The following is a 13,242-nucleotide window of genomic DNA, read 5'->3' on the forward strand; positions in this document are numbered from 1 at the left end:
CGGTGGATCACGCCGGACACCTCGGGATCGCCGGGATGGACGGCCGTCAGGCGGCGAAGTCCGTCAGGTCGAGGGCGCGCAGCCGCTCGGGGTCGGCGACCACGTCGATCGCGGTGATGCGCCCGGCCGTGACCGTGAAGGCCATGACGGACAGCGGGTGGCCGTCGGCGATGACGACCGCTCCGGCCGCGCCGTTGACGAGGGCCGGGCGGACGAACGGGCTCATGCGCCTGAAGGTGAGGGCCTGCGAGGCCACCCTGGAGGCGCCGTTCAGGACGACCGTGTGACGGGCGCGGGCGACGCCGCCGTCGGAGCGCAGGACGACGTCGGGGTCGAGGACGGCGACGAGGGCGTCGAACCGGCCGTCGCGGGAGGCGGCGAAGAAGGCGTCGACGACCTCGCGCTGGCGGGTGAGGTCGGGGTCGGGCGCCGGGGCCTGCCCCTGGACCCGGCGGCGGGCGCGGCTCGCGAGCTGGCGGGTGGCCGCCGGGGTGCGGTCGATCAGCGGGGCGATCTCGTCGAACGGCACGGCGAACATGTCGTGCAGGACGAAGGCGACCCGCTCGGCGGGCTGGAGCGAGCCGAGCACCACCATCAGCGCCAGGCCGACCGAGTCGGCCAGCATCACCTCGGCTTCGGGGTCGATGACGTCCTCGCGGGTCACGACCGGGTCGGGTATCCGGAGTTCGAGGGGCTCCTCGCGGCGCGTCTCGCGCGAGCGCAGCATGTTCAGGCAGATCCGCGCCACGACCGTGGTCAGCCACCCGGGCAGGTTCTCGATCTCGGCGGCGCCCGTGCGCTCCAGGCGCAGCCAGGCCTCCTGGACGGCGTCCTCGGCCTCGCCGAGGGAACCGAGCATGCGGTAGGCGACGGCGCGCAGCCGGGTCCGCTCCTGCTCGAAGCGGTCGGTCGGCGATGGGCTCTCGTACACCGGTCACGTGTCCTTTCGTGCGGGCGGTCCGCCTCATGATCATGACCGGCCCGCCCGCCCGTGTCAGCCGCCCGTGTCAGCCCGCCGGGGCGGTCACCAGCGGGCGGACGCGGGTGAGCATCAGGTGCAGGAACTGGTCGGGGCGGCGGAACGAGGCGAAGTGGCTCGCGTCCTCGATCAGGGCGAACTCCTTGACGGGGGCCTCGACCTCGTCGAAGAACCGCCGGGCGCGGTCGGGCGGGGTGATGACGTCCCGGTCGCCCTGGAAGACGAAGAACGGGATCTCGAAGCGGGTGCCGTCGGCGCGGTCGTCGAAGGCGGCCGTCCCGGGGGTGAGCACGCCGGAGAACTTCATGCCCGCGAAGTACTGCCCGATCTCGCGCAGGGTGTGCAGCGGGGAGAACCACAGGGACCGCAGGACGACGCGCTTGAGGGTGTCGAGCGTGAAGGGGTCGCTCGCCACGGTCAGTTTGTCGTACGCGGCCCGCTGCGCGGCGCTCCAGTGCCGGGCGTCGGCGCCCATCCGCTCCACGGCCGCGGCGTCCTTGTGCCGTCCGGCGGCGCGCAGGCGGGCGAGGAGGGCGGCGTGGGCCGAGGTGTCGCGGCCGGCGTCCAGGACGTTCTGGTCGGTGCCGACGTAGGCCGCGTACAGCTCGGGGTGGTTGCGGGCCAGGCGCAGGCCGAAGACGCTGCCGAGGGAGCTGGCGACCAGCACGAGCCGGTCGGCGCCGAGGCGTTCGCGGGCGTACCGGGTGACCTCGACGGCGTCCTCGTACAGCCGGGCGAAGGTCATCTCGCCCTGCCCCCCTGGTCCGGAGCGGCCGAAGGTCTTGCCCGCGCCGCGCATGTCCCAGCGCACGATCGTGAAGTGCTTCTCCCAGGGCCGGGTGAGCGCGCCGTGGATGGAGTGGGAGGCGCCGGGGCCGCCGTGGATTTCGAGCACCACCGGGTTGGCGAGGTCCTCCCCGCGGATCGAGATCCACTGGTCGATGCCGCCGATCCGGACGAAGCGCTGCTCGTCGATGCCGCGCGGGCTGTCGATGCGCAGGAGGCGGGCGTTGCGGGCGCGGCGCAGGGCGCGGTGGCCGAGCAGGCCGGCGGCGGGTGCGGTGAGGAGGGCGGCGCCGGTGGCGAGGACGGTGGCGAGCATGGGGGACTCCCGGTTTCTGTGTATCACGTAAGCGATTTCGTTTATGTTATACACAGTTAGGCGACGGGTCGTCAACGATGCAAGGAGCGGGGCCCCATGGCCAGGAGCAAGGACGAGAAGCGTGATCCGGCGGTGAGCCTGGCGCTGCTGTGGGGCGAGCAGGCCCAGCCGCGACGCGGGCCCAAGCCCTCGCTGAGCGTCGAGCGGATCGTGGACGGCGCCCTCGCCGTCGCCGATACGGAGGGGCTGGACGCGCTGTCCATGCAGAGCGTCGGCGCGCGCCTGGGCGTGACCACCATGGCGCTGTACCGCTACGTGCCGGGCAAGGCCGAACTGCTCGACCTGATGGTGGACGCCTCCTTCGGCCCGGCTCCCGCCGTCGACGGGGTGCCGGGGGGCTGGCGGCCTCAGCTGGAGGCGTGGGCGCGCGCCTGCTGGGAGCAGTACCGGCGCCGACCGTGGATGGTGGTCGCCACCGGGATGCGCAGACAGCTGATGGGGCCCCGGCAGCTGGCCTGGCTGGACTCGGCGCTGGCCGCACTGGCGGGGACGGGGCTGTCCTTCGCGCAGCAGCACGAGGTCTTCCTGCTGCTCATCGGGCACATCCGCAGCCTCGCGCAGCAGCGCGCGGACGATGACGCGGAGGGCCGGGAGGAGTGGGACCGGCTCACGGCGCAGGTGCTGGAACGGCACGCCGCGCGCTTCCCGGCGCTGAGTGCGGCCATCGCGGGCGGGGCCTTCGCCCCGCACGGGGGTGATCCGCTGGACTTCGGGCTGGAGCGGATCCTCGACGGGGTCGAGGCGCTCATCGAGCGGAGCTGAGCCTCTCCGGGGCCGGACCGGGGCCGTGCCGCGCGGCCGGGTCGGGATGCGGCTGCGCCGGGCCCCCTTGGCGGGGGCCCGGCGGCGCGGGGGCGTCAACGGCGTTAACGGCGTTAATGGCGTCAGCAGGTCGGCGGCGTTAACGGCGTTAACGGTCTCGGCAGTGCGGAGGCGTCGGCGGTGTCGACGGGCCGGTCAGGGCCGGCGCCAGGTGCCGGTCGTGCGGAACGCGTCCGCCGGGCCGCGGTCCCAGCCCGCTCGCCCCCTGCCGGGCGGCTCTTCGGGCTCGGGCGCTCTGGCCAGCAGGGCCGTGAGGACCGCCATGACGGCGGCCGTCTCCTCCGCGTCGGGGTTGCCGCCGGTGATCCGCCAGGCCTGCGACGGCGCCCCGCCCTCCACGGCCGTCATACCGGCGGGTTGCCGTGCTTGCGCGACGGCAGGTCGGCGTACTTGGTACGGAGCATGGAGAGCGCGCCCACGAGCACCGAGCGGGTCTCGGCCGGGTCGATCACGTCGTCCACCAGACCGCGTTCGGCGGCGTAGTACGGGTGCATCAGCTCCGTCGTGTACTCCTTGATCTTCTGCGCCCGCATCGCGTCGGGGTCGTCGGCCGCGGCGATCTCCCGGCGGAAGATGACGTTCGCCGCGCCCTCCGCACCCATGACGGCGATCTCGTTGGTGGGCCAGGCCAGCGCCAGGTCCGCCCCGATGGAGCGGGAGTCCATGACGATGTACGCGCCGCCGTACGCCTTGCGCAGGACGAGGGAGATGCGCGGGACGGTGGCGTTGCAGTACGCGTACAGCAGCTTCGCACCGTGGCGGATGATGCCGCCGTGCTCCTGGTCCACGCCCGGCAGGAAGCCGGGGACGTCGACGAGGGTGACCAGCGGGATGTTGAAGGCGTCGCAGAACTGCACGAAGCGGGCCGCCTTCTCGCTCGCGTGGATGTCGAGCACCCCGGCGAGGCTGGCGGGCTGGTTGGCGACGAAGCCGGTGACGTGCCCGTCCATCCGGGCGAGCGCGCACACCACGTTGGTCGCCCACGCGGGCTGGACCTCGAAGTACTCGCCGTCGTCGACGACCTCCTCGATGACCTTGCGGATGTCGTACGCCTGCTGCGGGTTGACGGGGACGATGCCGGTCAGCGCCCCCGTCGGCCGGTCCGCCGGGTCGCCCGTGAACTCGCGGGGCGGGGTCTCGCGGTTGTTGGCCGGCAGCAGCGACAGCAGGTGCCGGACGTCCTCCAGGCAGCTCTGCTCGTCGTCGTAGGCGAAGGCGGCCACGCCGGAGGTCGCGGCGTGCACGTCGGCGCCGCCGAGGCCGTTCTGGGAGATCTCCTCACCGGTGACGGCGCGGACGACGTCGGGGCCGGTGATGAACATCTGCGAGGTCTCGCGGACCATGAAGACGAAGTCGGTGAGGGCGGGGCTGTACGCCGCGCCGCCCGCGCACGGGCCGAGCATCACCGAGATCTGCGGGATCACCCCGGAGGCACGGGTGTTGCGCTGGAAGATGCCGCCGTACCCGGCGAGCGCCGAAACGCCCTCCTGGATGCGGGCGCCCGCGCCGTCGTTGAGGGAGACCAGGGGCGCGCCGGCTGACTCGGCCAGGTCCATCACCTTGTGGATCTTCTCGGCGTGGGCCTCGCCGAGCGCGCCGCCGAAGATGCGGAAGTCGTGGGCGTAGACGAAGACGGTACGGCCGTCCACGGTGCCCCAGCCGGTGACCACACCGTCGGTGTAGGGGCGCTTGTCCTCCAGTCCGAAACCGCTCGCGCGGTGTCTGCGCAGCGCCTCGATCTCGTGGAACGAGCCCTCGTCCAGCAGGAGGTCGATGCGCTCGCGGGCGGTGAGCTTGCCCTTGGCGTGCTGACGCTGGGTGGCCCGCTCGTCCGGTCCGGCGACGGCCTGGGCCTTGATGTCGGCCAGTTCCGCGGCACGGTCCAGGACCGGTATGAGGGGCGCGTCGATGATGGTCATGTGGATCCTCCAGGTCTGAGGCCGGATTGCAGCCACCGTCGCGGGCGGGGCTCAAGAGGTCGTCGAAGTCCGCTGGAACCCTCCGCGATACGGGGTCGGGACCGGGTCTCGCGCAGGGTTCAGGACGTCGTGTGCAGGGTGAGGTGGCCGCGCCGGAAGGGTTCGGGGCGGCGGTACGGGTCCTGCCGTACGGGCGGGCGGCCCACGGGGGCGGCTCCGGCCGCGGCGAGCACCCGTACCGCCGACACGGCGGCGAACTTCCGCTCCTCGCGCACGATCTCGTGCAGCGCCTCGCGCAGGGCGGGCCCGAGGTGGTCGATGTCCTCGGCGGTGTTGTCGTAGTGGACGGAGGCGACGAGGGCCGTGGGCGCCTCCCGCCCGGCCGGGTGCAGCGGGTGCTCCTGCGCGACCGACTTGCGTACGACGATCCCGCGCCGGGCCAGGGCGCGCCGGACCAGCGCGGCGGGCACCTCCCCGTGCCGGAAGCCCACGATCCCCGCCTGCACGCGGCCCGCGGCTAGCAGGTCGATCCCCGGAGCCCGGGCGACGGTGCTGCGCAGGCGCGGCAGGAGCTGGGGGTGCGGGAGGGACATGGCCGCGGCGTGGTGGCCGAGCGCGGTGTACAGGGCGGCGACGGCGGCCGGGGCCGGCGGCTCCGGGAACGCCTCGGCCGACCGGGGACCGGCGTAGGCGAAGCCGATGCCCTGCGGTCCGCGCAGGAACCTCCAGCCGTCCGCGGTGAGCAGGTCGCAGCCGATGCGCGCGGCGTCGACGGGCAGCTGGCCCACCGCGTGTGAGGCGTCGACCGCGTAGAGGGCGCGGTGCGGGGCGAGGAGCCGGCCGACGGCCTCCACCGGGTTGACGGTCCCGCAGACCGCGGAGACGTGCACGACGGAGACGAGGGCGACGTCCTCGTCGATGTGCTCCAGCATCCACTCCAGGTCGAGGTCGCCGTCCGCCCGCAGCGGGACGACCTCCAGCCGGCAGCGGGTGCGCTCGCGCAGGGCGTGCAGGGTGGTCAGGCGGGCCACGCCCTCGTGGGGGGTGGTCCAGATCCGGTCGCGCGGACCGAGGTCGAGGCGGGACACGTAGGCGTGGAAGGCATCGGCCGCGCCGACGGCCAGGGCGGTGCGGCCGGCCGGGACGCCGAGCAGGGCGCCGAGGCGCTCGTGGATCCCGGTGTGCAGGACGGCGCCGAGCTCCTCTTCCAGGGCGTGGGGCCCGAAGCGGTCGTCGCGGGCGGTGCAGTCGGCGAGGACGGACTGCACGGCGGCCGGCATCCGGCCGGTGCCCGCGGTGTCCAGGTGGGCCGTTCGCTGCCCTTGGTGCGTCGGCGCGTTCATCGAGGGGCCTCCCTCCGCTGTGGGGCCCGGCGGGTACCCGGCCCTGCTGTACCAAGAATTGCCAACACGCTTGGCAAGACATTGCCCAACGCCGGGCCGTCTTGGCAATATCCGGGCAACCCCGCTCCGGCGAGGCTCAAGTCAGCGGGTTTCTGGCAACTTTTGGCAAGTGCTGTTGCCGCTTCTGCCGGATCAGGAAAAGCACAGGTCAGGGCGGATGTGGCGTGGTTGGAATTCGGCTCGTCGGGCCATGGGGTGGGGAATTGGGCGCTGCCTCCAGGGCATCTTGAGCGATTTCCGAGTGAATCCCGAGGGTGGGTTGCCAATGTTCTGGCAGAGGACTTGCCAAGCCGGAACAAACAATTGCCACCGAGGAGTCACCATGAAGACCATCGCCCGCGTCGTCGCCACCGCCGCTCTCGTCTCCGCCGCCGTTCTCACTGCGGGCGGTGTCGCCCAGGCCGACGGCGGACAGATCGACTGGCCGGTCGCCCCCGGCACCTCCGCCGCCCCGGCGGGCGCCGGGATCGACTGGCCGGTCGCCCCGGCCACGGGCCAGATCGACTGGCCGTAACCCGGGGCGCCCGGCGCACCCGGCGCGCCCGTCGCGCAAATGGCGCACGCGGCGCACGCGGCGCACGCGGCGTTCGGAGCCAGAAGGGGTCCACGGCGGCTCTAGCGGGATGCGGCACGGTGCAGGGGCACCACGTCGTCCGTCCCGGAAGGAAGTCCACCGATGGCCCACGCACCGTGGAACGCGAAGTTCGAGAACCTCCTGCGCCAGGGACTTCCCGGGCTGGGCCGCGACGAGGCGCCGGCCGCGGACGTTCCGATGGAGGCGTACGGCCTGGACTCCATGGCGCTCATCGGCATCGTCAGCAGCCTGGAGTCGGTGTTCCGCGTCAGCCTCGCCGGCCAGGTGGTGATCCCGGTCCGTACCCTGACCGCCGGTCAGCTCTGGGGCATCCTCTCCGCCGCCCTCCACCCGGCATGGGCCGACGACCGCCGCGCCGAACCGGCCGGCAGCATCCGCAACGCCTCACCGTGGGCCGTTGCCTGAGGAACGGCACCGTACGAACGGCCCGTACAACCGTTGAAGCCCCCGCCGTCGGCGGGGGCTTCGGTCGTTTCCGCTGCCCGGTCCCTCCGGGGGGCGGGCGGGCGGAGCAGGTCAGAGGCTGGAGATGTGGGACAGGACGGTGCGCGAGGTGGCGGGGGCTTCGTCGGACTCGGCCTGAACCGAGACCTCGGGAACCTCGCCCCGGTCGGGCTTGGGGTGGGGGATGCGTGTACCCATGGTCGGCCTCCACGGTGGCAGGAAACGGGTCCCCACCGTGCCAGGACCGCCTCGCGGTGACCTTGAGCGCGCGGGGTCGCGGCCCTCCGCCAGCCGGCCTGGCACCTCTTGGCCGGGCCGCCGACGGTGCGCCGCACCCTTCGAGCGCCGTACACGGCTCCGGAGTGCGCCCCCCTACGCGGGACCGAGCGGCGCGGGGGCCGGGCCGGCGGGACTTCTAAGATCTTCGGCATGGCAACACGACTCGTGCAGATCAACATGAAGGCCCACGACGACTCCGCGCTCGGCCGGTTCTGGGCGGAGGCACTGGGGTGGGGTGTCGACAGCGAGGGACCCGGCGTTACCAACCTCGAACCCGTGGGTTTCGCCTACCCCGACCCCACGGCCGTCTGCATCGACATCATCGCCCGCCCGGAAGCCAAAACGGGCAAGAACCGCGTGCACCTTGATCTGGCCACCACCTCGACCGCCCATCAGGCGGAGTTGGTCGAGCGCTTGAAGGAACTCGGCGCGACGCTCGCCGACGTGGGGCAGGGCGACGTCCCCTGGACGGTCATGGCCGACCCGGAAGGCAATGAGTTCTGCGTCCTGGAGCCGCGTGCGATCTACCAGGACACCGGGCCGATCGCCGCGGTGGTGGTCGACTGCACCGACCCCCGGGAGATGGCCCGGTTCTGGGGCGAGGCGATGGACTGGACGCTGCACGAGGTCACCGACGACCACGCGACCATGCGCTCCGCCAAGGGCGTCGGCCCCTACCTGGAGTTCCTCCGCACCCCCGACACCAAGAGCGGGTGGAACCGCGTCCACCTCGACGTCTGCCCCTACCCCGGTGACGACCCGGCCGCAGAGGCAGCCCGACTGCGCGCCCTGGGCGCCACCGACCCTGATTTCGATCAGTCGGCAATCTCCTGGACGGTTCTGACCGACCCGGAAGGCAATGAGTTCTGCCTCCTCAGCCCTCGCTGACCTTGAGCAACGACTCCGGCCGGTGCCGGGGCAGCGGCGAAGCCCGCGGCGTCGGCCAAGCCGCCGGGCGTCCCCGGTGAGCCGGCGCGCGCCGTTGGAGGCCGTCACGGCTCCGGCGCCTACGGCGGCGTTACGCGCCGGCCTGGGTCACCTCGACGCCCCCAGGGGAACAGGTGTGGGGTGACTCCCGAACGGCGGGTGGCGCTTGCAAAGAGCGCCATCAGGCCAAGTGGGGGCCGTCCAGTACGCGGCGCGCCGCAGCCCGGCGCCGCGCGGGGCCGACATGCACGGCCCACCCTGCCGGGCCGCACGCGTCTGCGGCGTCGTGGCCCTGCGCGTGCCCGCCCGCGGGTGTACGGACCCCGGGCGCGGGGCCCCCTCCCCCGGGCCGCCGACCTGGGCGCTGAACCACCCTCCGTATGCACGGTCGCCTCTTGCCCCGGGCTCCGCACGAAACGGGACCCCAGCATGCCGGGCCGCGCCCGGTCCGCGGAGTCGCGGCCCTCGCACGCCCCGTACGGACCGGGCGTCGACCTCTGTGGCCGGGCCGTAAGTCCGGCCGGCACCACTCACTGCGGCGCGCCGGGCCGGCACTCGCATCGCACCGGGCCGGGCCGGGCACCGGCTGACGCGGGCGCTCGGCCGCACGAGTTGGCCCGGGCAGCCAGCCGGGGCCAACACCTCGCACGCCCGCGCGCGGGGCCGGGCGTCGGTGCCCGTAGCCGGTGGGCGGCATACGCAGCACGCCGTGCCGGTCACGCCCGTACGCGGAGTCGCGGCCCTCGCACACCCGCGGGCGTGGGCGCCGCTCCTGCGCCGGGGCGCGGGCTCCGCTCAGGGCGGCCGCCGCCGTACGCGGGGCTCAGCGGAGGTCGGCCCCGGGCATCTTTGGACGGGTCCGCGGCCGGGCGGTGGCCGACCCTGCGCGGGGTCAGGGTGCTGCGCATGCCGGCGGCGCACCACTTGGCGGCCGCCCGGGCGGCGGCGGTGAGCGCAGCGGGCCGTCTGGGCCGCGCTGCGTTCGGGGAGTCAGGCCCTCGCACGCCCGCAGCCCGGCGCCGCGCTGCACCGGTATGTGCGGAGCGGTGGCCCTCACGCCCCGGCCCATACGCAGGGCAGGGGGTCGAGTGGGGTTCCAGGGGTTCTGGACAGAGCCTCAGTTTCCGCTTGCCAGCATCTAGGCAAGGTTTTGCCAAACCTGCCGAGCCGCTGTCGAAGGAGCGAGCCCTGATGTCAATCTCCGGCCTCATCGAGCAGCACGTCCTCGCGCGGCCCGAGGCCATTGCCCTGACCTACGGCTCCCCCGGCGCAGGCGGGGTCTCCCTCGGCTACCGGGAGCTCGGCCTCGGCGCCAACCGGCTCGCCGCCCATCTCGCCGCCCGTGGTGTCCGCCCCGGCGACCGGGTGGCGACCGCGCTGCCCGCCGGGCCCGAGCTGGTGACGGCCTGGCTGGCGGTCCTGCGGGCCGGTGCCTCGTACGTGGCGCTGGACCCGGACGGCCGCCCCGGCCTGCCGGGCGGCGGCGCGGTGCGCGCCGTGGTGACCTCGGGGCAACGGGCCGCCGGATACACGGGGCTGGGGGCCGAGGTCGTCGCCCTCGACGCCGAGGCCGGGCAGATCGCCGCCCGGCCCGGGGCCCTGCCCGACGCGCCGGCGCAGGCGCACGCGCAGGAGTCGGCGTACCTCCGTGACGTGCTCGCCCTCGTCGGACCGGACGGCCCGCTGCGGGTGAGGCCCGGCGAGGGGGTGGGGCAGGCCGCCGCTCCCGAGGAGGAGACCGCCTCACTGGAGGCGTGGGCGGCCCTGACGGCCGGTGCCCGGCTGGTGGGCCTGGACGCGGGCACCGTCGCCGACCCGGGACGGCTGGAGGCGGCCCTGCGGGAGGGGGGCGTGGACGTCCTGCTCCTGGCCGGCGCGGACTTCGAGCGGACCGCCCGCGAACGACCGGCGGCCTTCGGCCCGCTGCACACCCTCGCCTTCGGCGGTCCGGCGGCCTGCGACCCGCAGCTGCTGGGGCAGGTCCTGCACCGCGCCGGCCCCGCGCCCCGGCTACTGCACCTGTACGGGACCCCGGCTGCCTGGCACGAGGCGGCCGCACCCGACGCGGTCTGTGCGGGCGCCCCGCCCGCGGCCCCGCCCGGCACGCCGGTCCAGGAGATCGTGCGGGACCTCTTCGCGGAGGCCGCCGGCGTACCGCGCAGCGCCGTGCACGCGGACAGCGACTTCTTCCGCCTCGGCGGCGGCCCGGCGGCCGCGCCCCGGCTGCTGGCGCGGATCCGCGAGGTGCTGGACGCCGACCCGGGCGGCGGGGCCCTCGACCGGGCCCCCACCCCTGCCCGGTTCGCCGCGCTGCTCGGGGACGGCCCCGCGGCCGCCACCGGCCCCGGGCGGGCGGCCGCGGCCGGCAGCGCCGTCCTGCCCCTGCGGCTGCGCGGCCCGCTGGACACGGACGCGCTGGACCGGGCCCTGAAGGACCTGGGCCGCCGTCACGAGGCGCTGCGCAACAGCCGGCTCGGCTCGGCCGGAACCCGGCTGCGTTCCCTGGCCCCGGCCGAGCACGTGCTGGAGCTGACGCTGCCGGGCGATGCGGTGGACCTGTGGTCGCACGCACCGCTGGCCGCCGGACTGGCCCTGGCCTACGGGGCGCGGGCCCGCGGGGAGGTCCCGCGCTGGGCGACGGCCGCGCCGGAAGGGGCGCAGCGGGCCCTGTTCGGGGACGCGGAGCCCACCGCGGTCCCGGGCAGCGGCCCGTACGGGGGCGATGCGGACTCCGGGGACCTGGCCTTCGCGCTCGACGCCGGCCTGCACGCACGGCTCACCGAGCTGGCCGCGGGGCAGGGGGTGACCTTGTTCATGCTCGTGCACGCGGCGCTCGCGGCGCTGCTCACCCGCCTCGGCGCGGGCCCCGTGGTCACGGTGGCCGCGCCGGTCCCGGCCCGGGACAGCGCCGCCCTGCGCCGGGCCGTCGGACCGTACGGGCGGGTGCTGGCCCTGTCCGTGGACGCCTCCGGCGATCCCGCCTTCACCGAGCTGCTGCGCCGGGTGCGCACCGCGGACCTCGCCGCGTACCGGGACGCCGAGGCGGCCCTGGCACTGCCCGGCGGGGTCGCGCTGACCGTGCTGCAGGAGACGGCCGGCGTCCACGCGGCCGGCGCGCTGACGGTGGAGGCCGCCGAGCCCCGCCTGCCCTCGCCCCCGGCGGCCCTGGCCCTGACCCTGACGGAGCGGTACGGCCCGGCGGGGGCGCCCGCGGGGATCGCCGGGACGGCCGCCTTCCCGTACGAGGCGATCGGCGAGGCCGCCGCCGCCTCGCTCACGCGCCGGCTGGTCGCCGTGCTGGAGGCGGCCGTCGAGGCCCCGGACAGCGCACTGAGCCGGCTGCGGCTGCTGCCCGGCGCGGAGCCGGTGGACGCCGTCGGCCTGTGGAGCGGTGCCGGGCGGGAGCTGCCGGCCGGGCCCGCGCGGAGCGTGGCCTCGCTCTTCGCGGAGCAGGTGGCCCGCACCCCCGGGGCGGCCGCCCTGGGCGGCATGGACTACGCGGAACTGGACGCCCGCTCCGACCTGTTGGCGCACGTCCTGCTCGAACACGAGGCGGGCCCCGGCACCTGCGTGGTCACCGCCATCGCCTCTCCGACCGGCTTCGCCGTCGCCGCGCTCGCCGTGGCCAAGGCGGGCGCCGCGTGCATGCCGGTGGATCCGGCGCTCGGGCTGCCCGCCGCCGTGTGGCCGGCGGTCCTGCTGCTCGACGAGGCCGCGGACAGGGTGCTGGCGCCCGTGCCGCGGGCGGTCCGGCTGGTCCGCGCGGCGGCCGCCGACCAGCTGCCGGCCGGCAGCAAGTGGCCCGTCCGCGCGGCCGACCGTACGCGTCCGCTCGACCCCGGCGCCCCGGTGCTGCTGGCGCACACCGCCCACGCGACGATCCCGACCGCCGCGACCATCGCGATCGGCGGGGAACGGCTCAGCGCCGCCGCCGGCGAGGGGCCGGCCGCCGACGCCGCCTGGCTGGTGCCCGGTTACCCGGACGCGGAGGCCGCGCTCGGGCTGCTGCGTGCGCTCGTCAGCGGCGCCCGGGTGCACCTGCCCGGCCCGGCCCTCACCCACGGTGCCCCCCACGAGGTGCTCCAGTGGCTGCGCGAGCAGGGCGCCTCGGTGGTGCTCGGCCCGGCGGACGACGTACTGGTGGCCCTCGCCCGGGCGCAGGACACCGCGTTGACCGTCAGCAGCGGCTGGCCCGAGGGGCGGCTGCTGGTCGAGCGGACGCCCGGCGGCCGGACCCGGCCCGCCCCCGGCTACCGGGCCTACGTGCTCGACGCGCAACTGCGGCCCGTCGCGGCCGGGGCAGTGGGCGCGCTCTACATCGGCGGGGTGGGTGTGGCCCAGGGGTACGCGGGTCTGCCCGGGGCCACCGGCGAACGCTTCCTGCCCGACCCGCTCGCCGGGCCCGGGGACGCGTCGGCCCGCATGTGGCGCACCGGGCACGCCGGCCGCGTCGACGAGGACGGCAGCCTGCACATCCTCGACCACCCGTGCGCCGACGACCCGTTCGCGGACGAGTTCGCCACCTTCGTCGTCGTCGCGGACGGCGCCGGGCACCGCGCGCTGTGGCCCGCCCGCGTCCCCCTGGTCGACGGCTGGCACGAGACGCACGCCGAGGACGTGTACGAGCTGTGCCTCGACCACCTCAACGACCAGCTGAACGACCGCTTCTGAAGCCCTCCCGCCCGGCCTCCGGCCCCGCCTTCACCTTCGCC

The 13,242-nt window shown here is 75.1% G+C and carries 11 protein-coding genes; 5 read left to right on the plus strand and 6 right to left on the minus strand.

Annotation, left to right across the window (positions count from 1 at the left end; all coding sequences use genetic code 11):
* Positions 1-46: 46 nt before the first annotated feature.
* Entirely contained in the window at positions 47-931 is an 885-nt protein-coding gene (gene sigJ, locus ABZ128_RS05665; protein ID WP_356846224.1) for an RNA polymerase sigma factor SigJ, read from the minus strand.
* Between the two features lie 76 nt (positions 932-1,007).
* Entirely contained in the window at positions 1,008-2,081 is a 1,074-nt protein-coding gene (locus tag ABZ128_RS05670) for an alpha/beta hydrolase (protein WP_356846225.1), read from the minus strand.
* Positions 2,082-2,177: 96 nt separating this feature from the next.
* Here ABZ128_RS05670 and ABZ128_RS05675 point away from each other — a divergent pair, with 96 nt between their 5' ends.
* Complete coding sequence (locus ABZ128_RS05675) at positions 2,178-2,903, plus strand: TetR/AcrR family transcriptional regulator (protein WP_356846226.1); 726 nt, start codon at positions 2,178-2,180, stop codon at positions 2,901-2,903.
* A gap of 195 nt (positions 2,904-3,098) precedes the next feature.
* Here ABZ128_RS05675 and ABZ128_RS05680 read toward each other — a convergent pair whose 3' ends face one another.
* The 3 genes from ABZ128_RS05680 to ABZ128_RS05690 all read right to left on the minus strand — a co-directional run bounded on the left by ABZ128_RS05680 (position 3,099) and on the right by ABZ128_RS05690 (position 6,225).
* Positions 3,099-3,311, minus strand: coding sequence for an acyl-CoA carboxylase subunit epsilon (locus ABZ128_RS05680; RefSeq protein WP_356846227.1), 213 nt, complete (start codon positions 3,309-3,311; stop codon positions 3,099-3,101).
* A complete protein-coding gene (locus tag ABZ128_RS05685; RefSeq protein WP_356846228.1) occupies positions 3,308-4,882 on the minus strand; it encodes an acyl-CoA carboxylase subunit beta in 1,575 nt (524 codons plus the stop codon). The genes ABZ128_RS05680 and ABZ128_RS05685 overlap by 4 nt, the downstream gene beginning before the upstream one ends.
* A gap of 119 nt (positions 4,883-5,001) precedes the next feature.
* Complete coding sequence (locus ABZ128_RS05690; protein ID WP_356846229.1) at positions 5,002-6,225, minus strand: aminotransferase class V-fold PLP-dependent enzyme; 1,224 nt, start codon at positions 6,223-6,225, stop codon at positions 5,002-5,004.
* A gap of 382 nt (positions 6,226-6,607) precedes the next feature.
* Between ABZ128_RS05690 and ABZ128_RS05695 the strand changes: the two genes are divergently transcribed.
* Together ABZ128_RS05695 and ABZ128_RS05700 are read left to right on the plus strand one after the other, a co-directional pair.
* Positions 6,608-6,799 (plus strand): hypothetical protein, encoded by a 192-nt coding sequence (locus ABZ128_RS05695; protein WP_356846230.1) that lies wholly within the window; start codon positions 6,608-6,610, stop codon positions 6,797-6,799.
* A gap of 162 nt (positions 6,800-6,961) precedes the next feature.
* Positions 6,962-7,285 (plus strand): acyl carrier protein, encoded by a 324-nt coding sequence (locus tag ABZ128_RS05700; protein WP_356846231.1) that lies wholly within the window; start codon positions 6,962-6,964, stop codon positions 7,283-7,285.
* A gap of 111 nt (positions 7,286-7,396) precedes the next feature.
* Here ABZ128_RS05700 and ABZ128_RS05705 read toward each other — a convergent pair whose 3' ends face one another.
* Positions 7,397-7,522 carry a hypothetical protein gene (locus ABZ128_RS05705; RefSeq protein ID WP_356846232.1) on the minus strand — a complete coding sequence of 42 codons (126 nt, stop codon included), beginning with the start codon at positions 7,520-7,522 and terminating at the stop codon, positions 7,397-7,399.
* A gap of 231 nt (positions 7,523-7,753) precedes the next feature.
* On the opposite strand from ABZ128_RS05705, the gene ABZ128_RS05710 reads away from it, so the two are divergent.
* Both ABZ128_RS05710 and ABZ128_RS05715 read left to right on the plus strand, forming a co-directional pair.
* Complete coding sequence (locus ABZ128_RS05710; RefSeq protein WP_356846233.1) at positions 7,754-8,491, plus strand: VOC family protein; 738 nt, start codon at positions 7,754-7,756, stop codon at positions 8,489-8,491.
* Between the two features lie 1,230 nt (positions 8,492-9,721).
* Positions 9,722-13,201, plus strand: coding sequence for an AMP-binding protein (locus ABZ128_RS05715; protein WP_356846234.1), 3,480 nt, complete (start codon positions 9,722-9,724; stop codon positions 13,199-13,201).
* Positions 13,202-13,242: the final 41 nt, after the last annotated feature.

The sequence above is a fragment of the Streptomyces sp. NPDC006326 genome (genome assembly GCF_040612915.1).
In the GTDB taxonomy this organism is placed as follows: Bacteria; Actinomycetota; Actinomycetes; order Streptomycetales; family Streptomycetaceae; genus Streptomyces.

What these genes read in the sequence shown, in the direction of transcription:
- ABZ128_RS05700 (WP_356846231.1), top strand. Translation starts at nt 6,962, where the DNA reads ATGGCCCACGCACCGTGGAACGCGAAGTTCGAGAACCTCCTGCGCCAG.
- ABZ128_RS05685 (WP_356846228.1), bottom strand. Translation starts at nt 4,882, where the DNA reads ATGACCATCATCGACGCGCCCCTCATACCGGTCCTGGACCGTGCCGCG.
- ABZ128_RS05710 (WP_356846233.1), top strand. Translation starts at nt 7,754, where the DNA reads ATGGCAACACGACTCGTGCAGATCAACATGAAGGCCCACGACGACTCC.
- ABZ128_RS05675 (WP_356846226.1), top strand. Translation starts at nt 2,178, where the DNA reads ATGGCCAGGAGCAAGGACGAGAAGCGTGATCCGGCGGTGAGCCTGGCG.
- ABZ128_RS05670 (WP_356846225.1), bottom strand. Translation starts at nt 2,081, where the DNA reads ATGCTCGCCACCGTCCTCGCCACCGGCGCCGCCCTCCTCACCGCACCC.
- ABZ128_RS05705 (WP_356846232.1), bottom strand. Translation starts at nt 7,522, where the DNA reads ATGGGTACACGCATCCCCCACCCCAAGCCCGACCGGGGCGAGGTTCCC.
- ABZ128_RS05695 (WP_356846230.1), top strand. Translation starts at nt 6,608, where the DNA reads ATGAAGACCATCGCCCGCGTCGTCGCCACCGCCGCTCTCGTCTCCGCC.
- ABZ128_RS05690 (WP_356846229.1), bottom strand. Translation starts at nt 6,225, where the DNA reads ATGAACGCGCCGACGCACCAAGGGCAGCGAACGGCCCACCTGGACACC.
- ABZ128_RS05680 (WP_356846227.1), bottom strand. Translation starts at nt 3,311, where the DNA reads ATGACGGCCGTGGAGGGCGGGGCGCCGTCGCAGGCCTGGCGGATCACC.
- ABZ128_RS05715 (WP_356846234.1), top strand. Translation starts at nt 9,722, where the DNA reads ATGTCAATCTCCGGCCTCATCGAGCAGCACGTCCTCGCGCGGCCCGAG.